Source organism: Halopseudomonas sp. (assembly GCF_036961105.1).
Lineage (GTDB): Bacteria > Pseudomonadota > Gammaproteobacteria > Pseudomonadales > Pseudomonadaceae > Halopseudomonas.
Map to the genome: position 1 here is coordinate 1 of NZ_JBALWW010000006.1, position 25,993 is coordinate 25,993.

Annotated in this window: 25 protein-coding genes and 2 pseudogenes; 11 read left to right on the forward strand and 16 right to left on the reverse strand. The window is 58.3% G+C overall.

Annotated elements, in window-relative coordinates:
* From V7756_RS08210 to V7756_RS08280, 15 genes and pseudogenes are all read right to left on the reverse strand, one after another.
* Positions 1-311 (reverse strand): annotated as a pseudogene (locus V7756_RS08210) (baseplate assembly protein); the annotation flags it as partial.
* Positions 308-655, reverse strand: coding sequence for a GPW/gp25 family protein (locus V7756_RS08215; protein WP_335609674.1), 348 nt, complete (start codon positions 653-655; stop codon positions 308-310). The gene V7756_RS08215 and the pseudogene V7756_RS08210, both read right to left, overlap by 4 nt.
* Positions 652-1,206 carry a phage baseplate assembly protein V gene (locus V7756_RS08220; protein ID WP_335609675.1) on the reverse strand — a complete coding sequence of 185 codons (555 nt, stop codon included), beginning with the start codon at positions 1,204-1,206 and terminating at the stop codon, positions 652-654. Before V7756_RS08220 ends, V7756_RS08215 begins: the two co-directional genes overlap by 4 nt.
* A gap of 61 nt (positions 1,207-1,267) precedes the next feature.
* The gene (locus V7756_RS08225) at positions 1,268-1,723 is read right to left on the reverse strand and encodes a phage virion morphogenesis protein (RefSeq protein WP_335609676.1); all 456 of its coding nucleotides are present in this window, start codon (positions 1,721-1,723) and stop codon (positions 1,268-1,270) included.
* Complete coding sequence (locus tag V7756_RS08230; protein ID WP_335609677.1) at positions 1,716-2,231, reverse strand: phage tail protein; 516 nt, start codon at positions 2,229-2,231, stop codon at positions 1,716-1,718. The genes V7756_RS08225 and V7756_RS08230 overlap by 8 nt, the downstream gene beginning before the upstream one ends.
* The gene (lysC, locus tag V7756_RS08235) at positions 2,191-2,436 is read right to left on the reverse strand and encodes an Rz1-like lysis system protein LysC (protein ID WP_442908978.1); all 246 of its coding nucleotides are present in this window, start codon (positions 2,434-2,436) and stop codon (positions 2,191-2,193) included. Before lysC ends, V7756_RS08230 begins: the two co-directional genes overlap by 41 nt.
* Positions 2,363-2,770, reverse strand: a pseudogene (locus tag V7756_RS08240) (Rz-like lysis system protein LysB); the annotation flags it as partial. The gene lysC and the pseudogene V7756_RS08240, both read right to left, overlap by 74 nt.
* Positions 2,767-3,609, reverse strand: a complete 843-nt coding sequence (locus V7756_RS08245; protein WP_335609679.1) for an N-acetylmuramidase family protein — start codon at positions 3,607-3,609, stop codon at positions 2,767-2,769. The gene V7756_RS08245 and the pseudogene V7756_RS08240, both read right to left, overlap by 4 nt.
* On the reverse strand, positions 3,606-3,878 hold the full coding sequence (locus tag V7756_RS08250) for a phage holin family protein (RefSeq protein ID WP_335609680.1): 273 nt from the start codon (positions 3,876-3,878) through the stop codon (positions 3,606-3,608). Before V7756_RS08250 ends, V7756_RS08245 begins: the two co-directional genes overlap by 4 nt.
* Before the next feature lie 2 nt (positions 3,879-3,880).
* Positions 3,881-4,246 (reverse strand): putative holin, encoded by a 366-nt coding sequence (locus tag V7756_RS08255; RefSeq protein WP_335609681.1) that lies wholly within the window; start codon positions 4,244-4,246, stop codon positions 3,881-3,883.
* Between the two features lie 12 nt (positions 4,247-4,258).
* Positions 4,259-4,468 carry a tail protein X gene (locus V7756_RS08260; protein ID WP_335609682.1) on the reverse strand — a complete coding sequence of 70 codons (210 nt, stop codon included), beginning with the start codon at positions 4,466-4,468 and terminating at the stop codon, positions 4,259-4,261.
* Positions 4,468-4,929, reverse strand: coding sequence for a head completion/stabilization protein (locus tag V7756_RS08265; protein ID WP_335609683.1), 462 nt, complete (start codon positions 4,927-4,929; stop codon positions 4,468-4,470). Before V7756_RS08265 ends, V7756_RS08260 begins: the two co-directional genes overlap by 1 nt.
* Before the next feature lie 97 nt (positions 4,930-5,026).
* Positions 5,027-5,734 (reverse strand): phage terminase small subunit, encoded by a 708-nt coding sequence (gene gpM, locus V7756_RS08270; RefSeq protein WP_335609684.1) that lies wholly within the window; start codon positions 5,732-5,734, stop codon positions 5,027-5,029.
* A gap of 2 nt (positions 5,735-5,736) precedes the next feature.
* Positions 5,737-6,747, reverse strand: coding sequence for a phage major capsid protein, P2 family (locus V7756_RS08275; protein ID WP_335609685.1), 1,011 nt, complete (start codon positions 6,745-6,747; stop codon positions 5,737-5,739).
* A gap of 51 nt (positions 6,748-6,798) precedes the next feature.
* On the reverse strand, positions 6,799-7,644 hold the full coding sequence (locus V7756_RS08280; RefSeq protein ID WP_335609686.1) for a GPO family capsid scaffolding protein: 846 nt from the start codon (positions 7,642-7,644) through the stop codon (positions 6,799-6,801).
* 148 nt (positions 7,645-7,792) lie between these two features.
* On the opposite strand from V7756_RS08280, the gene V7756_RS08285 reads away from it, so the two are divergent.
* From V7756_RS08285 to V7756_RS08335, 11 genes are all read left to right on the forward strand, one after another.
* Positions 7,793-9,550, forward strand: a complete 1,758-nt coding sequence (locus V7756_RS08285; protein WP_335609687.1) for a terminase ATPase subunit family protein — start codon at positions 7,793-7,795, stop codon at positions 9,548-9,550.
* A complete protein-coding gene (locus V7756_RS08290) occupies positions 9,547-10,560 on the forward strand; it encodes a phage portal protein (protein ID WP_335609688.1) in 1,014 nt (337 codons plus the stop codon). The genes V7756_RS08285 and V7756_RS08290 overlap by 4 nt, the downstream gene beginning before the upstream one ends.
* A gap of 1,160 nt (positions 10,561-11,720) precedes the next feature.
* A complete protein-coding gene (locus tag V7756_RS08295; protein WP_335609689.1) occupies positions 11,721-11,939 on the forward strand; it encodes a hypothetical protein in 219 nt (72 codons plus the stop codon).
* Positions 11,940-12,227: 288 nt separating this feature from the next.
* Positions 12,228-12,707, forward strand: coding sequence for a prepilin-type N-terminal cleavage/methylation domain-containing protein (locus V7756_RS08300; protein ID WP_335609690.1), 480 nt, complete (start codon positions 12,228-12,230; stop codon positions 12,705-12,707).
* Between the two features lie 8 nt (positions 12,708-12,715).
* A complete protein-coding gene (locus tag V7756_RS08305; RefSeq protein ID WP_335609691.1) occupies positions 12,716-15,523 on the forward strand; it encodes a putative bifunctional diguanylate cyclase/phosphodiesterase in 2,808 nt (935 codons plus the stop codon).
* Positions 15,524-15,694: 171 nt separating this feature from the next.
* Entirely contained in the window at positions 15,695-17,041 is a 1,347-nt protein-coding gene (gene tig, locus V7756_RS08310) for a trigger factor (protein ID WP_335609692.1), read from the forward strand.
* 88 nt (positions 17,042-17,129) lie between these two features.
* Positions 17,130-17,771: an ATP-dependent Clp endopeptidase proteolytic subunit ClpP gene (gene clpP / locus V7756_RS08315; protein WP_335609693.1), complete on the forward strand. Its 642-nt coding sequence runs from the start codon at positions 17,130-17,132 to the stop codon at positions 17,769-17,771.
* 175 nt (positions 17,772-17,946) lie between these two features.
* Complete coding sequence (gene clpX, locus V7756_RS08320; RefSeq protein WP_335609694.1) at positions 17,947-19,230, forward strand: ATP-dependent Clp protease ATP-binding subunit ClpX; 1,284 nt, start codon at positions 17,947-17,949, stop codon at positions 19,228-19,230.
* A 186-nt stretch (positions 19,231-19,416) separates the two neighbouring features.
* Positions 19,417-21,816 carry an endopeptidase La gene (lon, locus tag V7756_RS08325; RefSeq protein ID WP_335609695.1) on the forward strand — a complete coding sequence of 800 codons (2,400 nt, stop codon included), beginning with the start codon at positions 19,417-19,419 and terminating at the stop codon, positions 21,814-21,816.
* A gap of 214 nt (positions 21,817-22,030) precedes the next feature.
* Positions 22,031-22,303, forward strand: coding sequence for a nucleoid-associated protein HU-beta (gene hupB, locus V7756_RS08330; RefSeq protein ID WP_092284196.1), 273 nt, complete (start codon positions 22,031-22,033; stop codon positions 22,301-22,303).
* 234 nt (positions 22,304-22,537) lie between these two features.
* Positions 22,538-24,439: a SurA N-terminal domain-containing protein gene (locus V7756_RS08335; protein ID WP_335609696.1), complete on the forward strand. Its 1,902-nt coding sequence runs from the start codon at positions 22,538-22,540 to the stop codon at positions 24,437-24,439.
* A 257-nt stretch (positions 24,440-24,696) separates the two neighbouring features.
* Here V7756_RS08335 and V7756_RS08340 read toward each other — a convergent pair whose 3' ends face one another.
* Positions 24,697-25,932 carry an OprD family porin gene (locus V7756_RS08340; protein WP_335609697.1) on the reverse strand — a complete coding sequence of 412 codons (1,236 nt, stop codon included), beginning with the start codon at positions 25,930-25,932 and terminating at the stop codon, positions 24,697-24,699.
* Positions 25,933-25,993: the final 61 nt, after the last annotated feature.

Below are 25,993 nucleotides of genomic sequence, written 5' to 3' on the forward strand. Positions count from 1 at the left end.
GGGTTGCCGGGTGTGATGAGCAGCCGCTGCACGTTGAAGTTGGCGGCGAGCTGATCGAGGTCTGCGTCTTGCGCGTAGGCCAGCATGACCGCGCGGGCCGCTTCGTTGACGCGCTGGCGCAGCAGGAGCTCGTCGTAGGCGGAAACCTGCAGGATCTTATAGGCGGGGTCTGATTCGACCAGGGCATCGAACTGCGGGTCCAGCTCGATGAGCTGCGCCAGCTTGCGGGCAAATATGGTTTCAAAGTCGAGCGGCTCGACTACCTGCGGCGGTGGTAGCTGGCTGAGGTCTACGGCGGTGAAGCTGCTCATGTTGCGGCACCGAGTTGTAGGGGTACTTGGAGCACTGTTTGTTCACCAGACTCGATGTTTTCCCCCTCAAGCGTGAGCGCGCTTTTGCCAGCGGCGGTGTGCTCGATGCTGACGCGGCTGAGCCTGATGCGCGGTTCCCAGCGCATCAGCGCTGAGGTGATGGCGCTGTACAGGCGCACGGTGGTGGCATCGTTTTGCGGCTGATCGATCAGGCTGGGCAGCAAGCTGCCGTAGTCCCGGCGCATGACGCGCGAGCCAATGGGGGTGGTGAGGATGTCGGCAATTGACTGGCGCAGGTGGTCGAGCCCGCTGATGGGTTTGCCTGATGTGCTCATGCCATTCATTGGGGGGCACCTGTGGGGCCTGGTGCTGAGCTGCCGCCTGTAATCGGGTGTGCATGGGTGTTGCCGATGTTGATGCCGCCGTGGGCAACCAGCGCGCCATTGAAGAAGATGCCCGACTCGTTGACGACGATGGCGCTGCCGTTACAGACCAGGCTGATCGCGGTGCGGTCTGCGCTGATCTCGGTTGGCCCGTTTACGAACCGCAGGCGGTGCGCGCCCTGGTCGTACCCAAACCAGGTGCCATCGGCAAAGTGGCTGCTGTGCAGGTTTGGGTCTGCATTGGGGCTGGGGAACGCTTCCGAGTTGAGGCCGACAAGCACAAAGCCGGCGCCCAGCTCGCCGCTGGGGCTGAATACCACGGCTTGCTCGTTGAGCGTTGGGTGGTCTGAGTCGCGGCGGGATCCTGCACGGCGCACAAAGTAGGGCAACCAATCGGTGAGCAACTCGCCGGATTTGACGCGGCAACGGGCCTTGACCGGATCCACGGCGTACAGGGTACCGGGGCGGATCAGGTTGTCTAAGCGGCGGCGGAGTTCGGCGATTGGGTTCATGCCGCTGATGGTTGCTCACGCGCGGGTGAGGTGCAGCAGGTGGGCGGTTAGGCGGGGGGCGTTACACGTCGCCCAGGTGAGCGAGTAGACCATCGCGGATCATTTCAAGGTCGGCTTTGGTGAGGCCCAGCAGTTGGCGCTGGGTGTAGTCGATTTTGGGGCCACCTTTGGCGGCGCTGTCGCGCAGGCCGCGCTGGTGCACGCGGGCGATCCAGGCGGTGCGCCCGACAAAACCAACGCTGAGGCCGTTAGCGTTGCTGCTGGCCTTGAGGTACTTGGCCTTGCTGAGCCCGGTAAACATTTTGCGTTGGCGGATGCGGCCGGCCTTGTTGCGCAGTTGCTTTTTACGGGGAGCGTAGGCGGTGCCATCTGGATTCTGCTGCGCCTTGATGCGCTGCTGCTGGCTGCGGCGCAGATCACGGGCGAGGCTTTGGCAGAGGGTGCGGCGCTCTTTGGGATCCAGACGGTTGAGCAGGGCGCCGGCCCAGTCTTCCAGCGCTTGCAGGTCATCATTCACTGGCGGGTGTTCCGTAGGCCTCAAGAGGCTCGCCGCTTTGCCACTCGGCGGCGATGTCGCCCGTTGCTGTGATCAGCTGGTAGTTGCCGGCGGGCAGGGGCGCATCGAGCTGCGGCTCGGCTGGGTGGGTGATGGTGAGTGTGCCGTTTTCTTGCCGCTTGACGATCACGCGCTCTGTGAGCGGCAGGCTGATCTCGATGTCGACCAGGTCGTTGGCGAGCACTTCGGCATCAAAGCCGATGGCGGTCTGGCGTTGGTCGTGGTTGTCGAGCAGCTCGCGCTGGTGCTCGCCGATCCAGGCGAGCAGGGGAATGAACACGGCATCAGGGTCGCCGGCAAAATCGGTGATTATCAGTTTGAGGGTGTAACGGTACTCAAACGATAGGCCTGCGGCGCTGGAGCAGACCACGTTGCCGTCATCCATGAACACCAGCACGCGATCAGGCGAGGGGCGCAGCTCGGCAACGCTACTGATCAGGTGTTGTTTGAGGCTGCTGGGTTTGTACATGGTGTTGCTCCTGGTACTGGTAAAGCATATCGACCTTGGCGGCGCATTCGGCCCAGTCGGACTCGATGACGTCTGTGTCAGTCAGCAGGTTGCCGTTGCGCTGGGGTCTTGTTGCCGACAGGGTGCAGGGCGTTACGGCGGGACAACCAAGCCTGATAGTCTGCGGCGCCGGTAATGGCGGGACGGTCTCGCAGGCTGCGAGCAATAGCAGGCAGCTCAGTATCAGACCATTGGCGGAGTTCTTTATTTTCACGGGTTAGCGCCTCTACCTTCTGTTGGCTGGTGCGTAGCTGCTGGCGCATGCTGGTTTGCTGGGCCTGTAGCTGCTGTTGGCTGGTGCGCTCTGTGGCCAGTGCGCTGGTGAGCTCGCCGATGGTTTGCTGGCGGGCGAGGCTTTGTAGCTCGGCCTGCTCGGCGCGGTGGGTGGCGAGCTTGGCTTCGCCTTGGGCGATCTGCACGCGCTGGTGCTGGATCCAGATTAAGCCGGCGAGGGCAGCGATGAGGGCCAGCCCAAAGAGGCTTTGGCGCAGGGTGGTCATGCGGCTTTTGCTCCGCACTCACAGTCTGCATGGCGCTGATAGGCGCGCTGCAGTTTTGTGTCGTACAGGTTGCGGGCGTAGGCGGGGCCGTTGTAGCGGCGGGCGAATTCGGTCCAGCGCTTGGCCTTGAGTGCTTTGTGCAGGGCTGGGTCAGCTTCGATAAAGCGGACAAAGGCTTCAAACTGCTGGTTTTCACCCTCTGCCATGCGCTGCGTGAAGTCGCTCACGCTGGCATAGCCGAGCCGCTCGGCGTGGTAGCCCATGATCTGGAAGGCGCCCCAGCTGGCGGACTCCAGCGCGGCGTTGGCGTCGATCATTTTGGCGCGTGCCAAACGCTGATGCTCGGCGGTGCCGCCGGCGTAGCCGCCGGGCTTGGTGTTGATCAGATTGGGGTATAACGCGGCGAGCTGATCGGCGTGAGCCTTGAGCAGTGTGGCGTCGTCGTCCTCGGTGCGCATGAGGCTGAGGCGCTGATGCATGACGTGGCGCTCAAACAGAATTTTGGGCTTGCCGTTGGCCAGAAAGCCGGCGCCGCTGCTCTCTACTTCATTGACGGCATACACAGTGGCCAGCTCGACGCCGAGGCGATGCGCAGCGGCCTGTAGGGTGCTGTTGTGTAACAGCAGGGCGCAGTCGCCGCCGGCTAGTGCATGTTGCGTCTTGGGGCCGGCGATGCCATCGGCTACCAGCCCGATTTGCAGCTGATAGGTGCGCACGGCGCGCTCAGTGGCGTCGCCATAATCTCCGTCGATCAGTAGCGCGGCGCCGTGCTGGTTGAGCCGCTTTTGCAGCTGGCTGACGGGTTGGCCGGTGGCGCCGTGGCGCAGTGTTGGGTTCATGGGGCGGGCCTCAGCAGGGCGGCCAGGTTGCCGCGTGAACGGTAAACAAGGATCAGCAGCAAGATGGCAAGCGAGCCTTGCCAGATCGTGACCGGCTGCTCAAACACCATGATGTCGACGGCGTTGCACAGCAGGGTGCCGATCAGTAGCGCAGCCAGCAGGGCGATGCCGCGCCGGATGCGTGAGCCACGGCGGCGAAAGCAGACCAGCCGCAGAGCGGTAATGATGTGAGCGATGGCAACGAGCGTGGCAAACAGGGTGCTGAGCATGGTCATTCTCCCTTGCCCCTTTTGAGCCAGCCCGGCACTAGGCTGGCAAAGTCGGTTTTCTCAATGACTTCTAGTGCCTTGAGTGCAACGGGTACCACGAGCACGGCGCCGATGAAGGCAGCAGGAGCGGTGCGGGTGATGGGGGTTTGGGTAACGATCTCGGCGGCGCTGACGTAGCCCGCGCCGATGGAAAGCAGCAGGCCCAGCAGACGCTGCCAGGCCTTCATGTCGCGTTGATTCACGGCAATAAGGGCGGCACCAATAATGGCGCCAAACAGGGCGTTGCCATCCAACTGCGGCGCTATGGCTGAGAGGCCAACGCCGGCGGCGGCGGTGACAATAACGGTGCTGCTGGTGGGGTCGGCCATGTGACGTCCTTGTTAATCCCAGAGGTTGACCGCTTTGGCGGTTTCGGTGGTGGCGGGTGCTGCTGGCAAGGCGACCAAGGTGCCGTTGGCTAGTACCGGCCCTTGATCTGCCAGGCCGGGATTGGCCTGCAGGATCTGCTCGACCACGCCAGCGGTGCGGCCGTAGTAACGCCAGGCGATGGCATCCACTGTGTCACCCTGGATCGAGCGGGCCTGTTCCATCAGATGAGCTCTACTGTGGCGTGACCGGTGCCCAGCAGATCACGCAGGGCGTGGCGATGGTCACGGCGGTAGTCGTCTGCGGTAGGCAGGATCTCGTCACCTTGGCTGGCTCCGCTATTGGTCGCGTCGTAGCCGCGGTACCGCTCGGCGTGTTCTGCCCCTACCAGCGCCTGCACGGCGCGGGTGTAGGTGACTTCAAGTGCGTTCTTGTTGCCGATTGTCATCGGGTTTACGGCTGCCAGGGTGTTGTGGCCGGCTGCTTTCCAGATGGCTTTACGTACTTGCAGTTCGCGGTTGGTGGTGATCATGGCGCTGATGATGCTGCCTTCGAGTCGGGCGTCTGAGACGTCGCCCGATAGGCGAATGCCGGCGCGCAAGGCGGTGGCGTCAATGGCGGGAAAAAAGCCGTCGTTGCTGAGGATGAATGGCTCGGTTTGAGCCTGGCCGACGAATCCGCTCATGAGTACCTCAAATAGTCGGCGGTGGTCGGGGCGTCACAGCAGGAAAGGAGTAAACCGCTGATCAGACCCGAGCCGCCGGTGCGTGGGGAACGCTCGGTTAGCCGGTGGTGCCGGCGTGTTTCTTGAGAAGGCGGGCGACGCCTTCGAGATCTTTTTTGCCACCGCACTTGTCGTCCAGCTCGATAGCGCGGGTGATGTGCTCACGGGCGTTTTCGAGCAGCTCGGCTTGATCTTCTGTCAGTTGATCCTTGTCGATGCCAAAGGCATAAGCCCGGCCGATGGCCAGATGCAACTTGGCGCGGGCCTGGTCTGGCATATCGTGCTCGGCGGTGATGCGCTGGGCTTCGAGCAGGGACTCTACCGGGAAGCTGTTGCCGGCCTTCATGGCGCGCAGGGCGAGTTCTGCGGGCTCTTCGGCGATGAGGCAGGCGGCTGAGCGGTTGAAGCGATCCGGCATGGTCATTTTGTGCTGCAGCACGTACTCACCAATGCGCAGGCCGACGATGTATTCGCCGGCGTCAAAGTGCCAGAGCATGAGGGTGGTGAGCACCTCATCTTGCGCACCTTTGCCGGCGCTCAGTGCGCCGTCGATGTAAGGGCCGTAGTCGGGCAGGATCCGGCGCTTGAGCTCGGCTTTGTTCTCCTGGCTCTGCACCTGCTTGAGCTGCAGCCGGTGTTGATGCAGCTGGGCGAGCTGCATCTCGTAGGCGGTGGCGCCTGCCATTGTCAGGGCCGGGCCAACGGAAGCGGCCGCCTTGGCGGCGCGCTTGCGTTGTTGTGACTGCTGGGCGGGTGAAAGCGGCACGGTTATACCTCTGCGATGTTCTCGACCAGGGCGACGAGGCCAAAGTCTTCGATGACGTAGGCGTCGTTGGAAGATTGGTAGTCGGCAACGCGGTCATACTCGGGCTCTTCCTTGATGTGGCGGCGGCGGGCGCCTTCCTGCCAGTAGATCGACAGGTTGCTCAAGGTGGTGACCAGCACGGTGTTATCGGGGAAGTAGGGCGCATCGTAGGGACGCAGGCCACCGAGGCGGGCATTGCTGATGATTTCATCCGCTGCCAGCTCTTCCTGGTTGGATGCCGCGCCACGCTCAACGGCTTTCAGGAGCTTGCCGTGCAGCAGGTTGCGCGAAACCATGACCACCAGATCGGGGTGGTTGCGGTGCCAGGGGTCGAGCATTTGCACGGCGTCGTACACCAGGGCATCGAGCGACTTGTAGTCGCCGGTGGCGCCGATGGTGACAGCGTCGGAATCGACCACAACTTCGTCCATCACGCGATCAGGTGCGCCGACGCGGATTTTTTGCAACCAGCCGACGTTCACGTCTTCGCCCAGTGGGTTGGCGTCGATATCGGTTTCGACAGCGGCACTGACACCGTTAAAGCCGACCATGATGCGGTCAAGCCCTTGGCGTTTGGCGATGGCGCCGCTCAGGCGTGGCTGGAAGTCAGGGAACTTGGCCCACTGATCGAGCAGCTGATAAGGGAAGGCGCTGTCGAAGTCGGTTTTCTTGCAGGTGTACTCATCTTTGCTCAGAGAGCTGCGGTCACCTGGATTGCGGCGGTTGCCGCCAGCGGTGTTGGTGCGGCTGGCGATGGGGCCATTCACACCCAACAACAGGGCCTCACCGGACTGCTCGGTTACACCCATGATGTTGATCTTGGTGAGCAGGTCGGTCGATTCTTGAATCGCCGTTTCCAGCGACTGTTGAACGGATGGTTCAACGCTGAACTTGTGTACAGCTTCGGCTACGCCGTTGATCTTGGCCATTTGGCCGAGGTAGGCGTTAAAGGCAATTCGGGTATCTTTGCGCATGAGGTGCTCCGTGCGTCAGGGTTGGTCAGCGTTGGTCAGGTTGGGTTGAGGTCAGAATGTGGCCAGCGTTTGGCCGGTACCGCCTGGTGCCGGTGGGCGCTGGGTGTAGTCACGGTCTGGCTCGCTTTCGAGCTTCTTCAGCAGCGCTTCGAGCTGCTGCGAGGTGCTCTTGTAGTCGTTGCGCAAAGAGTCCAGATCGGCCTTGATCTGGGTGTGGTTTTTGTCCTGGTCGGCCAGGTGCTGGGCAATGGCTTCGACGCTTTCACCCAGCTCATTGAAGAGGGTGGCGTCCTTGCCTTCTTTGTCCTTTTGCTTACCCATGATCTCGCGCACGCGGGCGAAGAGACCATCGGCTTTGCTCGGTTCGGCGGGGGCGACTTCCTCGAAGTCGAGATCGACCTCGACCGCTTCGGTGAACAGGTTGTCTTTGTGCTGCTTGCGCCCTGCCAGCGGGTTGGCGTCAGGGTTGTTCGCAGAGAAGGTCAGCATCTCAGTGCCCAGGCTGGCAGGGCTGTCGGTCACCGCAAGACCTTCCATGTAGGCCTTGCCTGTGTCAGAGAAGCGCGGGTTCAGCTCGATGCTGGTGAAAATTTTCTGGCGCTTCTTGTTCATGGCGATGAGCTCGTCGGTGGGCTCAATTTGCGCGAACAGCGCCAGTCGCTTCTGACCTGCGACTTCAACTTCTTCAGCCTTGAGGGCGACAACGTCACCGTAGGCACGGAATGGACCATCAGCAGTGATGCTACGGAAGTGCTCCATCCAGACGCGGGCGCTGTAGGTGTTGGGGTTGTAGTTGGCTGCGGCGTCTTCGATCCACTGGCGTTCGATCTTGCGGCCGTCGGTGGTGGCGCCTTCTACGGCGACGCGGAAGAACTTGGAGCGAAATTTGGTTGGCATGCCTTGCGTCCTCAATCCTGAAACCTGATAGGTGTTGAGGGCATGGTCGGCAGTGGCGCTGCTGCCAGCAACGCACAGCAGGTGGGGCGGGGGGCGTTACACCTTGGCGGTGAGGCTGCGCGCGCGGGAGGGCGTCAGCATCTGCCCCATGAATGCTATTGAGCAACCACCTACCGACAGCCGCCGCCATGCCAGATTCCTGTTCTGGACGGGTTGGCGCGTCTGCGATATCGCCGATCACCTGGGCGAGAAGGCGAAGACGGTACACAGCTGGAAAGACCGCGACGGCTGGGACAAGGCCGATACTGTAGAGCGAGTTGGCGGCGCTTTGGAAGCCCGGTTGGTGCAGCTGATCATCAAGGATCAGAAGACATCCGGCGATTTCAAAGAGATTGATTTGCTGCACAGGCAGTTAGAGCGGCAGGCGCGAATTCAGCGCTATCAGGGTGGCGGCACTGAAACTGATCTGAATCCCAACATTGCGGCGCGCAACGCAGGGCCGAAGAAGGCGCCGACGCGCAACGAGCTGAGCGAGGAGCAAATCGAGAAGCTGGTCGATGCATTCCGCGAGGGGTGTTTTGACTACCAGCTCGACTGGTACCGCGCCGGCAACATGCGCACGCGCATGATCCTCAAATCCCGACAGATTGGCGCCACCTGGTACTTCGCCCGGGAAGCGCTGATTGATGCAATCACTACCGGGCGCAACCAGATATTCCTGTCAGCGAGCAAGGCCCAGGCGCACCAGTTCAAAACCTACATGCAGACGTTCTTGATGGACGTGCTCGGCGTGAAGCTGACCGGTGACCCCATTGTGTTGTGGAACGGTGCCGAGCTGCACTTTTTGGGCACCAACTACCGGACGGCACAGGGCCGTAGCGGTAACTTCTACTTTGATGAGTTCTTCTGGGTGCATGGCTTTGACCAGATCAACAAAGTGGCCAGCGGTATGGCGCTGCACAAAAAGTGGCGCAAAACCTATTTCAGCACGCCATCCACCATGGCACACGAGGCCTTCACGCTCTGGAACGGTGAGCGCAGGAATAAGCGCCTGCCAGCGGACAAGCGGGTAAAGCTGGATTTAAGCCACGATGTGTTGCAGCAAGGCCGGCTGTGTGAGGATCGGATCTGGCGGCAGATCGTCACCATTTTGGATGCTGCGGGCAGGGGCTGTGACCTGTTCGATCTGGACGAGCTGCGCGAAGAGTACAGCCCGGAAGAGTTCAACAATCTGTTGATGTGCCTCTTCATCGATGACGGCGATTCGATATTCCCGCTCAAGCTGTTGCAGCCGTGCATGGTGGATACCTGGGAAGCGTGGGACGACTACAAACCCTTTGCGGCCAGGCCGTTGGCTGACCGGCCGGTGTGGGTGGGGTATGACCCTGCCGAAAACGGCGACAGTGCCGGCTTGATTGTAGTGGCGCCGCCACTGGTGGCCGGTGGCCCGTTCCGCGTGTTGGAGCGGCACCAATTCCGTGGCATGGATTTTCAGGCGCAGGCTGAGTTCATCCGCAAGGTCACGCTACGTTATAGGGTGACCTACATAGGGCTTGATACCACCGGTATGGGCTCAGGGGTGGCGCAGCTGGTGAAACAGTTCTTCCCGGGACTTACGACGTTCAGCTATTCGCCAGAGGTGAAAGTGCGCCTGGTGATGAAGGCTATGGACGTGATTCGCAACGCACGCCTGCAGTTCGATGCCGGCTGGACCGACTTGGCCGCCAGCCTGATGGCTATCCGCAAAACCATGACACCCAGCGGCAGACAGATGACCTTTGTGGCAGGACGCACCGACGACACAGGCCACGCGGATCTGGCATGGGCACTTTTTCACGCGCTACACAACGAGCCGCTTGAGGGTCGCAACGGCGCCAACACGGCAAGAATGGAGATTATTGGATGAGCAACGAGACAACCGCCGCAGGCCCGCAAAGCGGCATTCAGGCGTTCACTTTTGGCGACCCTATGCCGGTGCTCGATAGCCGTGAGCTGATGGACTATCTGGAATGCTGGATGAACGGCAAGTGGTATGAGCCGCCGCTGTCGTTGAATGGGCTGGCGAAGGCGACCAGGGCGTCTGTGTTTTTGCAGTCGGGGTTGATGTTCAAGCGCAATATGCTGAGCCGCTCGTTTGTGCCCCATCGCCTGCTGAGCCGCCAGCACTTCGAGCAGTATGCACTCGACTTCCTGTGGAGTGGTAACGGCTACCTTGAGCTGCAGGAAAACCGGCTGCGTGAGCCTATGCGGTTGCTGCCTGCGCTCGCGAAATACATGCGGCGCGGCGCGGATCTCGATACCTACTACCAAGTGCGTGGCTGGAAAGACGAACACGCCTTCAAGACTGGGGCAGTGTTCCATCTGCGAGAAGCGGATATCAACCAGGAGATCTATGGTGTGCCTGAGTGGTACGCGGCACTGCATAGCGCGTTGCTGAATGAGTCGGCCACACTGTTTCGGCGCAAGTATTACCAGAACGGATCACACGCGGGCTTTGTGCTCTACATCAACGATACCGTGCATGACGAGCAGGACATCAGCGCCATCAGCGATGCCATGAAACAAAGCAAAGGCCCTGGCAATTTCCGCAACCTGCTGGTTTATGCACCAGGTGGGAAAAAGGATGGGTTGCAGGTGATCCCGATCAGTGAAGTGGCGGCAAAGGATGACTTCGGTTCAATCAAGAATGTCAGTCGTGACGATCAACTGGCCGCACTGCGCGTGCCGCCGCAGCTGATCGGCATCGTGCCGGCCAACGCGGGTGGGTTTGGATCGTCCAGGGAAGCAACCCAGACCTGGACCGACAACGAGCTGCTACCGCTGCAGGCGCGGTTCACTGCATTGAATGACTGGATGGGTGAAGAGGTGATCCGCTTCGACAACAACCTGCAGCCGCCGAGCACACGCCTGAGCTGATCGGACCAGCGCCTCAAGAAGCCGCCACCGAGGCGGCTTTTTTGTGCCTGCGCCCCAGTGATACCCAGCGCCCAAAAACCCAATATGGCACCCGGCGCGCGCAGTCTTCTCCCCACCTCACCTGGGGGCTTCGTGTGTGGTTTTTTCTGCATCCCCGCACAAGGCGTTCGGCCAGCCAGCACAGCGGCCTTGCGGGTGATGGCGGCCTGGTTCGGTTCCTCGGATTTCCGCGCAGATAGGGACTTTCAGGGCAGACCCGCAGCGGCCTATCTCAGGTAAAACACCGCATAAACGTAATTTCTGTAATCAGGGTGCTTTATCGGCTCCCAGGCCGCATGGTCTCTGGCCTGGACTGGTTACACAAAAAGGTAATTTTACGTAATGTGAAATGTAATTTTTCTGTAAGTGTCTGATTTTTAAGGGGCTTTGTTTTCACAATAGTGACAGTATGAAAATGTAATTTGGTTACCCCAATGTTGCAGTTTAATCACGATCAAAAGGGCTTGATAAATGCCTGAATCCATTAGAAATATTGGTGATTAAATAAACAGATTACATAAATTACCTTTTATCGATACCGGAACCTAAATCAGAGTAAGCTGCCCTACGGCCGCTCTCAGGATCTCGCCACTCTCAAAGCTGGGAACACTCTGGGAACACGCGCACAGGTAAAGCACTCTTGCAGGTACGGTAGAATGCGGGCTCCAGGCGGGAAGTGTGAGAGGCGTGGGGTTCGAGTCTCCCCGTCCGCACCATCCAAAAAGTCGTTGCGTTCGTGTTTTGAACGTTTGACTACTGGCTAAGCAGCTCGGCACGGGTCTGTATTAGTCATGTTGATTATCGAAAGCCACCTTGTTCAGGGTGGCTTTTTTCATTTCAGCCTTGTGCTGCTGCCAGGATGATATTGCCGGCGTTGTGTGGTCGGTCTCGTTCCTGCAGCGCTAGCTGCGATTATCTTCTTCTCAGTCCATTTTTTTATTGCTCTACTGCCCTTACCCAGTGGTATGAGAATCAGGATTGTTCTAATCTGCAATTTCGGCTGGCGCTGAGCTAGACCTCTGGCTCGGGCCCTGACTGTGGCTGAGATATCAATATCAAGGCGGTTCACACGGGTGATTCGCATGTCTCCTCTGGGAGAGGGGGAAGGTCACGATATGGGCATGAACACGATACTGGCGGTGATGGTGCTGTCGGTTATAGCCATGTGGGTTGTGGTGCGCCTTATTTGGGAGGCGGGTGGTGCCTGGGTTTTGCAGTTGGGCGTGGGTTTTGTCGCAATGGCGCTGGGTGCGCTTGGTCTTTTTCTGGTATTACTCGGTCTGCATGCAGCGGAGCTCGATAGTGCTGTCCATGCTTATACGCTGCTCGGAGTGGTTTGATCTAGTCATAGCTGATCCGTGGGGATGCGGCGCCACGCTGCGATCCAGATCCTCCTTGCCGGCGTTGAAAGGACTGGCTGTCGAGGTTTTACTGTTTTCACCATTTGCCGTTCTTGCGCTTCTCGATAATTTCTCTGCAAAAAACGTTATTCTTGGTCGCTACCAGGCTTATGTCATCTCGCGCCGGCGTCGGATGAGAGGTTAGTAGATGGAAAGCGGCCCATTGCTTCTTGTTTGTGTGGTGGCTTTTTGTTATCAAGTGTTTAATTTCCTGACAGGTTGTTTCGTATGAGGCATTGCTCGTGCTATCAGCATATTGACAAGCGAAGGCGTGGGTTCACGCTGGCTGAGCTGCTTATGGCTGTTGCTGTATTGGGTTTGATCGCAGCCATTGCGTTGCCTAGTTATTATCGATATGTCGAACGCACGAAAATCGCATTGGCCTCAGTCGATATCGTTACTATATCGGGAGCGATTGAGGTATACCGGGTTGTAAATCGTTCTCTCCCAAATAGCTTGGCGCAGCTCGGTAATGTTCCGCTGCTTGATCCTTGGGAAAACCCCTATCAGTACCTCAGTTTTGCGGGTCTGAAAGGGAAAGGGAAAATGCGGAAAGACAAGAATCTGGTGCCCGTCAATTCTGATTACGACCTGTACAGCATGGGCAAGGATGGGCGTACCAATGCGCCGTTCACTGCTCAGGCCTCCAGAGACGATATTGTTCGCGCGAACGACGGTGGGTATGTCGGTCCCGTTTCAGATTACTAGACCGTTTCATGGTCATAGATCTGCATACGTTCAATAGTCCGATTGCTCGTCGGCTATTTCTGTTTTTTTTCCTCGCGGTAACGCTTCCTATCCTGGTGCTGGTCTCGGTGATTTTTTTCCAGCTGTCCGGGTATGCCGCTGATCAGCATCGAAAAGAACTCCAGCAGGATGCGAAGTATCTGGGTATGAGCCTGCTCGTTGGTCTGCAACGAGTCAGCGACGAGCTACCATTATTGGCCGAAAATCGCCCCGATGCGTTTGTTCGGTCGTTGGTAGCCGGTACTGCCGAGAAGCAGCTCTCCGTGCGCACGGTCGGTAGTGATATTGACGGGCGGCCTGCCTGGCTTTATCCGGAAGTCACCGACGCGGTTCTGTATGACGGTTTCATCGAACAGCTGTCCGAGGCGGCTCAGGCGGGCGCCGAGCCTATGCGTATCCACCAGTTGAATATCTCCGGCAATACAGGGTTGTTCGTTTCCCTGCGGTTGGCGTCGGGTGATTATCTTGGCGCACAGTTGCGCCCCGAGTTTTTCTGGGATACTGAACAGTTGCCTCATGACAAAATAGTGTGTGTTCTGGCAGCCACTGACCGCGCGCTGTTTTGCAGCGATTCACTCCCTACCGACTTTCTTGCGGCCTTTTCCTCTGCACGAGCAAACTCTTCCCTGGGTTCCTTTGAATGGGATTGGGCGCAGGAGCCTATGCGGGCGGTGTACTGGGAAGTGTTTTTGCAGAATTTAGGTATGGATACCAACTGGACTGTGGTGCTCAGTCAGCCAGAGCAGGAGTTGTTTGCCACCACCAGACGCTTTCAGAGTACGTTAATCATCATCGTACTAGCATCAATCCTGATGGCGTTGATGTTCAGTATTGGTCATCTCAGGCGGGTTCTCAAGCCGCTGCAAAAGCTTAGAAACGCCACCCGGCAGGTATACGAAGGCAAGCTGGACAAGCAAGTTACGATCACCAGCGGAGACGAGTTCGAAGAGCTTGCCGTGGCTTTCAACAGCATGACACACAGGCTCGCTCGCCAGTTCGAGCAACGTGAAGCATTGATGGAGCTGGACAGGTTGATACTGTCGTCGATGGATTCACGCAATGTGGTCAATAAAGTGCTGTTTCGCGCGATTGATTTTTTGAAATGCCAGACGCTTGTCGTTGGGGTGTATGAGCAGGGGCAGGTAAAGCTGACGGCGGTGCGCCAAGGCTCCGAGCAGGTGCGTGCCAGTGAGCTTGACGACGCGACTGCACTGAATCCGGTGATGAAAGCGTTTGAAACAGAGCCTTGTGTGCGCATGGATAGCTTGCCAGATGGGCTGTCTGCGTTGGTTGTGTCTGAAGACTATATTGCGTGGATGTTTTTCCCGCTGTTTATATCGGGCGCGCTGCAGGGCTTCGTATTGGCCGGCGGGCTGCCTCGCTGGGAGGCCGAGGCAGCAGATGCGAGTCGAGCAGCGCAGATAGCCGGCAGATTATCCATAGCGTTGACGAGGGCTCGCTGGGAGGCGGATCTGTATCGCCAGGCGCACGTAGATGACCTTACCTGTCTGCCGAATCGCGCAGCGCTCAAGGCGGCTTTGAGTGGTGCGCTGGAGCGCTCGCTCAAGCGAGGCACGCGGGTAGCCTTGCTGTTCATTGACCTGGACAGATTCAAGCTGATTAATGATTCGATAGGTCACGCTGCCGGCGATGCCTATCTTCAGGTGGTGGCGCAACGCGTTCTCGAGTGCGTCCGCAGCGAAGATACGGTCTCTCGCCTGGGCGGTGATGAGTTCACGGTAGTCATGGCGGATATTCCGCCAGAGGTCGATATGGGTGCTGAGGTACTGGCGGTGGTAAATCGCCTGCTGGAGACCGTACCCAAACCTGTTCGCATCGGCATGCATGATCTGCGCAGCACACTGAGCATCGGTGTCTCTGTCTGCCCGGACGATGGGCAGACCATCGACGACTTGATGAAGCAGGCCGATACCGCGATGTATCAAGCCAAGCGCAATGGCGGTAACGGCTTTCGCTTTTACGCGCAGGATATGCAGGACGCTTCCCGCGACCGGATGGAACTGGATAACGATATGCGGCATGCGCTGGAGAGCGACCAGTTCCTGCTTTACTTTCAGCCTCAGGTTGCAGCGGCCTCCGGCCGGATGCAAAGTGCCGAGGTACTACTTCGCTGGAATCATCCCGAACGGGGTCTGGTGCCGCCAGGTGTGTTTATTCCCATTGCAGAAGAATCCCTGTTGATAGCAGACATCGACTGTTGGGTTCTGCGCGCCACCTGTCGGCAGATCCGTCAATGGCTGGACGCGGGAATCGCGCCGGTCACACTGGCGATCAACATTTCTGCCGCACAATTCCAGAACCCGCATTTTGTCGATCTGGTGAAAAGCACGCTTGCAGAGTACCGGCTCACTGCCGATCAAATTGAGCTGGAAATTACCGAAGGCGCACTTATCAGTGATTTAAGGCACGCCCAAGAGGTGCTGCGGGAGCTGCGCGCCATTGGGTTGCGGCTGGCAATAGATGATTTCGGCACAGGGTATTGCTCTCTCGCTTACCTGAAAAAGATGCCGATCGATAAGTTGAAGATTGATCAAAGTTTTGTGCGCGATATCACGCGTTCCAACCGAGATGCGGCCATTGTAGACGTGATTCTTCAGTTGTCTAAACAGTTGGATCTGCGCTGCATCGCCGAAGGGGTGGAGACTCGTGAGGAGCTCACCTGGCTGCTGGAAAAGGGTTGTGAAGTGGTTCAGGGATACTATTTTTACCGTCCCATGCCCCTGGCTGATTTCGAGCCCTTACTGAACATACAGTAAAACGGCAGCTGTCTTCTTGCCGTGTCCGGCACCTTGTTACCAGCCGCCTGCCGTGAAATGTGGGTGGCGGAACGTCCATCAAGCTGGTGATGACTTCCATTGCGTTAGCGATTAGACTATCCGGCTTTTACGAAATCACTAATTAATTTGTTCGTTCAACGAGGACTCTCCATGCAAGTTTCGGTTGAAACCACCTCCGGCCTCGAGCGCCGCATGACCGTTGGCATTCCTGCCGATCGTATTGAAAACGAGGTCAATAAGCGTCTGCAGCAGACCGCTCAGCGCGCCAAGGTCGATGGTTTCCGTCCAGGCAAGGTGCCGATGAGCGTCATCCGCAAGCGCTTTGGTGCTTCTGCTCATCAGGAAGTGATCGGTGAAGTGATCCAGTCTTCGTTTTACGAAGCCATCATGCAGGAAAAGCTCAACCCGGCCGGTGCGCCGAGTGTTGAGCCAAAAGGCATGGAAGAAGGCAAGGGCTTTGAGTACATCGCCACCTTCGAGGTCTACCCGGAAGTCGCCCTGGCCGACTTTTCCGGCATCAGCGTTGAGCGCCTCGAGTCTGAAGTGACCGACGCCGATCTGGACACCATGCTGGAAACTCTGCGCAAGCAGAACACCCGTTTTGAAGCTGTAGAGCGCGCTGCGCAGAACGATGACCAATTGACCATCGACTTTGTTGGCAAGGTTGACGGTGAGGCCTTCCAGGGCGGCACTGCCAATGGCAGCAACATCGTGCTGGGTTCAGGCCGCATGATTCCCGGCTTTGAAGAAGGTCTGGTCGGCGCCAAGGCAGGCGACAGTCTGACGCTGAAGGTGACTTTCCCCGAGGATTATCAGAACCTGGATCTGGCCGGCAAGGCCGCCGAGTTCGACGTCACCGTGCAAGCGGTTGCAGCGCCCACATTGCCTGAACTGAACGATGAATTCTTCGCCCAGTTTGGTGTCAACGAAGGCGGTATCGAAGGTTTTCGCGCCGAAGTTCGCAAGAACATGGACCGTGAACTGAAGCAGGCGATCAAGACCAAGGTCAAGGCCCAGGTCATGGACGGTCTGCTGGAAACCAATACCGTTGACGTGCCCAAGGCACTGGTGGCCAACGAGATTGATCGTCTGCGCGAGCAGGCTGTACAGCAGTTTGGCGGTGCCAACATCCAGGCCAGCCAATTGCCGGCAGAGCTGTTCGAAGAGCAAGCCAAGCGTCGCGTCAGCCTGGGCCTGATCGTGGCAGAAGTGGTCAAGCAGAATGACATCAAGCCGGACAACGATCGCGTCCGTGCCATGATCGAAGAGCTGGCCGCTGCCTACCAGGAGCCCGAGCAGGTCATCAACTGGTACTACCAGAATGAGCAACAGCTGGGCGAGATCCAGTCGGTTGTGCTGGAAGAACAAGTGGTGGATACTGTGCTGCAGAAGGCGCAGGTGACCGACAAGAAGGTCGCCTACGAAGAAGCCGTCAAGCCCGCGCAGCCTGCACAGGTTGAAGCCGGTGAGGCGGAAGAGAGCAGCGCAGACGAGTAATCTCGTTGCCGTTTTTCGCTAACGAGAGCCAGCCTTCGGGCTGGCTCTCGTGTTTTCGCGACACGCATACTTGGAGTGACAGGAATCCATGACCCATAACAGCTTTATGCAGTTTCCCCCGGACGTGCAGGCCGCCGGCGGTCTGGTACCAATGGTTGTCGAACAATCCGCCCGTGGTGAACGCTCCTACGACATCTACTCGCGGCTGCTCAAAGAGCGCGTAATCTTCCTCGTGGGTCAGGTTGAAGATTACATGGCCAATCTGGTGGTGGCGCAGTTGCTGTTCCTTGAGTCGGAAAACCCCGACAAGGACATTCATCTGTACATCAACTCGCCTGGTGGCTCTGTCACGGCCGGTATGGCGATCTATGACACCATGCAGTTCATCAAGCCCAACGTCAGCACCCTGTGCATCGGCCAGGCTTGCAGCATGGGTGCATTGCTGCTGGCCGGCGGAGCGCCGGGCAAGCGTTACTGCCTGCCGCACGCCCGCATGATGATCCATCAGCCGCTGGGCGGTTTTCAGGGTCAGGCTTCGGATATCGAGATCCACGCGCGTGAAATTCTCTTTATTCGCGAACGTCTGAACAAGGTGCTGGCTGACCACACCGGCCAACCACTGGATGTGATTGCCCGTGACACCGATCGGGACCGCTTCATGAGCGGTACCGAAGCGGTTGAATACGGTCTGATCGACAAGATGCTGGAATCGCGTCCAAGCGCCGAGTAACCATTTGTTTCACGCCGACCAACCCTGCGCTGACGCTTGTCGGCGCCGGGCACTGCCCTGGCGCTGTGCCTGTGTTGCGGGATTTGTCGGTGCATGTTGATCGGGTCGCACTTGCAAAGTGGGCACAATGCCCCCATCTTTATATTCAAGAGCGATTCAAGAGTAGGGGTTTTCGATGACCGATATGACTGGGAAGGGTGACGACAACGGCAAGCTGCTGTATTGCTCCTTCTGCGGCAAGAGCCAGCATGAAGTGCGCAAGCTGATTGCCGGCCCCTCCGTGTTTATCTGCGATGAGTGCGTTGATCTGTGTAACGACATCATTCGCGAAGAAGTGCAGGAAAGTCAGGCCGAAAGCAACAATCAGAAGTTGCCGACGCCGGTAGAGATTTGCTCCATCCTCGACCAGTACGTGATTGGCCAGCAACGGGCCAAGAAAGTGCTTTCGGTAGCGGTATACAACCACTACAAGCGGTTGAACCAGCGCCAGGGCAAAGACGAAGTCGAACTGGGCAAGAGCAACATTCTGCTGATCGGGCCTACCGGCTCGGGCAAGACGCTGCTCGCAGAAACCCTGGCACGCCTGCTGAATGTGCCTTTCACCATTGCCGACGCGACCACCCTCACCGAGGCGGGTTACGTGGGTGAGGATGTGGAAAACATCATTCAGAAGCTGCTGCAAAAGTGTGATTACGACGTAGAGAAAGCCCAGATGGGTATTGTCTACATCGACGAGATCGACAAGATTTCACGGAAATCCGACAACCCATCCATCACCCGCGACGTATCGGGTGAAGGCGTGCAGCAGGCACTGTTGAAGCTGATTGAAGGCACTGTTGCTTCGGTGCCGCCGCAGGGCGGTCGCAAGCATCCCCAGCAGGAGTTTCTGCAGGTGGATACGCGCAACATCCTGTTTATCTGTGGTGGCGCCTTTGCCGGCCTGGAGAAGGTCATCCGTGATCGTTCCGAGAAGAGCGGTATTGGCTTCAACGCTACGGTACGCAGCAAGGACGGCGGCAAGAAAGTGGGCGATACGCTGAAGGATGTCGAGCCGGACGATCTGGTGCGTTTTGGTCTGATTCCCGAGTTCGTCGGTCGTCTGCCGGTAATCGCCACGCTGAACGAGCTGGACGAGGATGCACTGATCCAGATCCTGACCGAGCCGAAGAACGCGCTCACCAAGCAGTATGCGCGCCTGTTCGATATGGAAGGGGTGGAGCTGGAGTTTCGTACCGACGCGCTCAAGGCGATTTCTTCACGCGCGCTGGAACGCAAGACCGGTGCCCGTGGCCTGCGCTCCATTCTGGAGAGCGTGCTGTTGGAGACCATGTACGAGATACCGTCGGCCGAGCACGTCAGCAAGGTGGTGATCGACGAGAACGTGATCAACGGCGAGTCCAAACCGCTGCTGATATACGAGACACCCGAGCAACCGCCCAAGGCGATGCCCGAAGACTGAGCTGCAAGCTGTTGACTGCGCCGCCATTTTGGCGGCGCAGTCGTTTTCGGAGCAGCAAAATGCGGCAATATTATTACGCTCTGCCTGCTTGTTTTTTCTTTCCCTAGCCCCCATCTTGAATTCAAGAACCTTTCATCTTTCGGCGCCGTTGTACCTTTCGCGCCCCTCAGCGAGTGAGCCTCAGCCATGACGACTCTTAGCGAATTCCCGCTCCTGCCATTACGCGATGTGGTGGTCTATCCCCATATGGTCATTCCGCTGTTTGTCGGACGTGACAAATCCATTCAGGCATTAGAGCAGGCAATGTCGGGCGGCAAGCAGGTGTTGCTGATCGCCCAGCGCGACCCCGCCGAGGATGACCCGGCACGTGACGGCCTTTACGACATGGGCACCCTGGCCACCATATTGCAGCTGCTGAAGCTGCCCGATGGCACCGTCAAGGTGCTGGTCGAGGGCGAGCAGCGCGCACGTATCGACTCGATTGACGAGGTGGATGGTTATCAGTCGGCCGAAGTCGAATTGCTCGACGAAAGCGCACTGGACGAGCGTGAGGCAGAAGTACTCACGCGCAGCCTGATGAGCCAGTTCGAACAGTTTGTGCAGTTGGGTAAGAAAGTGCCTTCCGAGGTGGTGTCATCGCTCTCCAGTATTGACCAGCCGGGCCGTCTGGTAGACACCATGGCCGCGCACTTGTCGCTGAAGCTGGAAGACAAGCAGACGATTCTCGAGATATTGCCGCTGCGCGAGCGGGTCGAGCATGTGCTCGGTGTGCTGGACGGTGAAATAGACCTGCTGCAGGTAGAGAAGCGCATCCGCGGACGCGTCAAGAAGCAGATGGAGCGTAGTCAGCGCGAGTACTACCTTAACGAGCAGATGAAGGCCATCCAGAAGGAGATGGGCAATCTGGATGAAGGTCATAGTGAATTTGACGATCTGCGCAAGAAGATTGACGAGGCGGGCCTCTCGGAAGAAGCCCTGACCAAGGCCAACGCCGAATTCAACAAGCTGAAGATGATGTCGCCCATGTCGGCCGAGGCCACCGTGGTGCGCTCCTACATCGACTGGCTGACGGCCGTGCCCTGGAAAAAATCCAGCAAGGTGCGTCACGACATCGATCGGGCGGAGAAGGTGCTGGAGGCCGACCACTACGGCCTGGAAGAGGTCAAGGAGCGGATCCTCGAGTACCTCGCGGTACAGAAGCGGGTACGCAAGCTGAAGGGCCCTGTGCTTTGTCTGGTGGGGCCTCCGGGCGTGGGTAAAACTTCCTTGGGCGAGTCTCTGGCGCGCGCGACCAACCGCGAGTTCGTGCGCATGGCGCTGGGCGGCGTGCGTGACGAAGCCGAAATTCGCGGTCACCGGCGAACCTACATCGGCTCCTTGCCGGGCAAGTTGATTCAGAAGATGACCAAGGCCGGGGTTAAAAACCCTTTGTTCCTGCTCGATGAGATCGACAAGATGGGGCAGGACATGCGCGGTGATCCTTCTTCCGCTCTGCTGGAAGTGCTGGATCCCGAGCAGAATCATGCCTTCAACGACCATTACCTGGAAGTGGATTACGATCTTTCGGACGTCATGTTCATCTGCACCTCCAACTCGATGAATATTCCGGCGCCGCTGCTTGATCGCATGGAGATCATCCGTATTCCGGGTTACACCGAAGACGAGAAGATCAACATCGCACAGCGGTATCTGGTGCCCAAGCAGGTCAAGAACAATGGCTTGAAAAAGGATGAGTTGACCTTCAGCGAAGAGTCGCTGCGCGATCTGGTGCGCTACTACACCCGCGAGGCGGGCGTGCGGGGGCTGGAGCGTCAGATTGCCAAAGTGTGCCGCAAGGTGGTGAAAGAGCAGTCCGGGGAGCGCAAGCCCAAGCCGGTCGCGCTGGATGAAAATCTGCTTGAACATTACCTCGGTGTGCGCAAGTTCAAGTACGGTCTGGCCGAGGAGGCTGACCAGGTCGGTCAGGTCACGGGCCTGGCCTGGACCCAGGTTGGTGGTGAGCTGCTGAGCCTCGAAGCCGTGGTAGTACCCGGCAAGGGAAGGCAGATCAAAACCGGCTCGCTGGGTGACGTCATGCAGGAGTCGATCAGCGCCGCGCTGACGGTGGTTCGCAGTCGCGCCGCCAGCCTGGGGATCAAGGCAGACTTCCATGAAAACAACGACATACACATCCATGTTCCAGAAGGTGCGACGCCCAAGGACGGTCCCAGCGCAGGCATCGGCATGTGCACTGCGCTGGTCTCTTCGCTGACCAAAATCCCGGTGCGGGCGGACGTTGCCATGACCGGTGAAATCACCCTGCGCGGTCAGGTGTTGCCCATAGGCGGGCTGAAAGAGAAGCTCCTGGCTGCTCACCGCGGCGGCATCAAAACCGTCATCATTCCGCATGACAATGTGCGCGATCTGAAGGAAATTCCCGACCGGATCAAACAGGATATTGACGTCAAACCTGTGAAATGGATTGACGAGGTGTTGCAGATTGCGCTGCAATACATGCCGGAGCCCTTGAAAGAAGGGGTTGAAGAGATGGTTGCAAAGGATGACAATCGCGAGACTGATGAGAAGGGACGCATCAGTACTCACTGAGTCGATCAGGTCCGGTGAGTGAAGTACCCTCCAGCGAGAGAGTGTTTTGCTAACCGGTCCGGGATTACCTCAGGCATTCCTTGACACGGTTTTTGACCGCTTGCTATAAAGCGTGCTTCGACCTAAGCAGGTATGCTGACTGGCCACAGCTTTGCTAAGACCACAAGCTTACATAATGACTAACAACTCATTGAATTAAATAAGGGGACTTAGAGTGAACAAGTCTGAACTGATTGATGCTATCGCCGCATCCGCCGATATTCCTAAAGCTGCTGCCGGTCGTGCTCTTGACGCCGTCATCGAGTCCGTAACTGGTGCACTGAAGGATGGTGATTCGGTCGTATTGGTAGGATTTGGTACATTCGCTGTTAAGGAGCGTGCTGCGCGCACTGGCCGTAACCCGCAGACTGGCCAGCCGATCGAAATCAGCGCTGCCAAGATTCCTGGTTTCAAAGCAGGTAAGGCACTCAAGGACGCTGTGAACTGATTGCGTCCCTGATCTGATGTGACATGCCGGCGTTCAGTGCGACGGCATGCTACGGAGCCGCTCAGGACGCCACAGGCCGCTTGGCCGACAACGTCACCCAGATGGCTCCGTCAGTTACCAGAAAGGCGCATCTACAGGATGCGCCTTTTTTGTTGGAAGTAGAGAAAGGTTGCTCAAGGCTTGAGCGGCAAGAACCCGAGGCGAGGCGTTTCGGGTTAAACAGAATTCGGGGGCATGATGCTGCAAAACATGAGGGACAATGCGCAAAGCTGGGTCGCCAAGGTGATCGTTGGCGTCATTGTGCTGATCTTCGCTTTGACTGGCTGGGAATCCATCAGCCGTTTTTCCAGCGACGCCGAAAAGGCGGCGGAAGTGAACGGTGAGGTAATCTCCAAGCTGGAACTGGAGCAGGCTGTAGCATTGCAGCGCCGCCAACTGATTCAGCAGTTGCAGCAGATGGGCAACAACAGTTTTGACCCGAGCATGATTGATGAGCGCTTTCTGCGCACAAGCGTGCTTGACGGTCTCATCGAGCGCTCTGTGCTCCTGCAGGGAGCCAAGGACGCTGGTTTTGACGTCTCCGAGCAGATGATTGACCAGCTCATTCTGTCCACCCCGGATTTCCAGGTAGACGGCAAGTTCGACAGCAATCGCTTCGATATCGTTATCCGCAACATGGGCATGCCCTCGCGTATGGCCTTCCGTGATCTGCTGCGTCAGCAGTTGCTGATCACCCAGTACCGTAACGGTTATGAAGCCACGGCCTTTGCCACGCCCATGGAGCGTCAGCAGCTGGTTGAGCTGGAAAACCAGACCCGCGACTTTTCGGTCATCGACGTGCCGGTGGGTGATGCCTCTGCAGTCGAAGTATCGGCCGACGAAATTCAGGATTATTACACCGCCAACGCCCAGCAGTTCATGACCCCGGAGCAGGTGGTACTGGAAACTCTGACCCTCTCGCGAGCTGATTTCTTTGATCGAGTGGATGTCAGTGAAGAGGCGGTAAACGAGCTGTACCAGCGCGAAATCGGCAACCTGGCCGAGCAGCGCCGCGCATCTCACATTCTGGTTGAAGTGCCTGACGAGGCAGACGAAGCAGACGCCAAGGCGAGCATAGAAGCAGCGGCAGCGCGCATCGCAGCGGGCGAGGATTTCGCTACCGTGGCCGCCGATGTATCGGACGACAGTGGCAGCGCGCGCGAAGGTGGTGATCTGGGTTATGTGGTCAAGGGTAGCTTTGATCAGGCCTTTGATGACGCGCTCTTTGCATTGCAGGAAGGCGAAGTCTCTGCGCCTGTGCGTACCAGCTATGGTTATCACCTGATCAAACTGACCAACCTCAAGGCGCCGGAAGTTCCGACGCTGGACTCCATGCGCGAGCAGTTGGTGCAGGAGTTGAAGTCCGAACAGGTGGAGCGCGCCTTTGTGGATGCTTCGCAGGAGCTGGCCAACCTGGCGCACGAGGCGTCGGACCTGGCAGAGCCGGCCGCCGCGCTTGGTCTGGAGATTGAAACCCTGGGGCCGGTGGAGCGTCTGGGCGGTGAAGGTCTGGCGAGTAACCCCAAGGTAATGAACGCGGCATTCAGCGACGATGTGCTGAAGAACGGGTTCAACAGTGAATTGCTGGAGCTGGATGCCGATACCGTAGTGGTGGTTCGCGTCAAGGAGCACCTGAAGCCCGAGCAGCGCCCGCTGGAAGCGGTCGAGCAGGAAATCAGGGAGTTGCTGGCGTACGACAAGGCCGAGCAGGCCGCTGCGGATAAGGTAGAGCAATATATTGCTGGTTTGCGCTCGGGTGAACTGACTGCTGAGGCTCTGGCAGAGGAGCAGGGCAGCGAGTGGCAGCAATACGAAGCAGTGGGGCGGTCTTCCAGCGAGATTCCCACGCCGTTGCTGCGCAGCATATTCGGCTTGCCCAAGCCCACTGCAGAGCAGGCTGTCTATGCGCGTGTGAATCAGCCTGCAGGCGGCTTCTGGCTGGTAGCGTTGCGCGGGGTGGCCACAGCTGAAGATGTGCAAGTAGAAGATGGGCCCGCGTCACAGTATCAGCAGTTCATCGCCGGTCAGTCTGGCCAGCAGGATTTCAGCGCCGCGCAGGAGCAATTGCGCACGGAAGCGGAAATCGAACGCTTCTAAGGCGGTGAGGCAGTAAACAGGAAGGCGCTTCGGCGCCTTTTTTGTTGCCTGCAGACGATAAGCGGCAAGCGGCAAGCGGCAAGCGACAAGCTACAAGCTAAAGGCAAGGGCAAGGGCAAGGGCAAGGGCAAGGGCAAGGGCAAGGGCAGAATAAGCTAGAGGGCTATTCGGTTAGCGGTAAAAAAATGCGGTGACGAACGTCACCGCAAAATACGACCGGCTTCTTGTTGGGTGGCTTGAAGCCGTTCGGGAGCAACTTATTTCAGGGCAAAGGAATAGCTCATGATCAAGCGGTTCTCGTCGATGTCGCGAGTGGCGTTCGAGCGCACGGTGGCATTGCGCCAGCGCAGTGCGAGGTTTTTCAGCGGGCCGCTTTGCAGCGTATAGCTGACATCGATATCGCGTTCCCACTCCTTGCCTTCGGTTGCGCCAACGCTGAAGTTGTCCCCGCTTACGTAACGGGTGAAGGCACTGAGACCCGGCACGCCAAGTGAGGCAAAGTTGATGTCGTAGCGCGCTTGCCAGGATTTCTCATCGGCACGGGTGAAATCCAGAATCTGCACGTAGTTGGCGATATAGGGATCGGTCTCGGCCAGATACGGGAAGGCGGTATCGCCATCGCTATGCTGATAACCCAGGCGCAAGGTATGCGCACCGGTTGCAGCCGACAGCAGCAGCGATTTCATCTGGTGATCGATGTCCAGTGCTTGATTGCCGCTGTCGCCGGTATCGAAGTAGGCCAGATTGGCGCCGAGCGTCCAGTCGCCGATTGGCTGGCTGTGAACCAGATTGAGCAAGGTCTGCTCATACACGTCTGTCAGTTCCGCGCCCCACAGGCCGACCTTGGTTCGCTTGTCGTTGAAGCTGTAGTCGCCGCCCAGGTAGTTGAACCTGTCCGAGCTGCCGCCCAGGGTGGCGCGAATATCTTCAGAGTTGGTGCTGTTGCGGTAATTCACTTCGCGCAACTGGCCGCCTTGCACGTCGAGATTGTCGATTTCATTCATTGCCACGCTGGCGCCGGTGAATTCCTGCGGTAGCAGGCGCAGGTCCCCGGACGAGGCGATGGGTAGCTTGGGCATCAGGCCGCCGACCTTGAGTACGCTTCTGGAGAGTCGCACCTTGGCCGCAGCGGTGGCTTCGCTATAGCTGCCAGGGCCTTCATTGCCATAACTGTTGGGCAGCAGGCCGGTGCCGGCACGTTCGTCTGCAGAGTCCAGTTTCACGCCGAGCCCGGCGTATACATCCAGACCGAAACCGATAAAGCCCTCGGTAAAGCCGGATTCGGCCTTGAAGATAAAGCCCTGGGCCCATTCCTCGGCCTTTGACTGCGCGCCGGGGTCACGAAAATCGCGATTGAAGTAGAAGTTGCGTAATTCCAGTTTGGCCGTGGCGTCGTCGCTGAATCCGGCAGCCTGGACACTGCCTGCCAGGACGGTACCCAGCGCAACGGCAATGGCGCCTGCCAGCAGGGTGTGGGTTGTCACATGCTTCATTGTTGTTCTCCTGATGTGAGTCGGTGCGCTGCGTTGGCGCAGAGTCAATAAAGCATGAGAG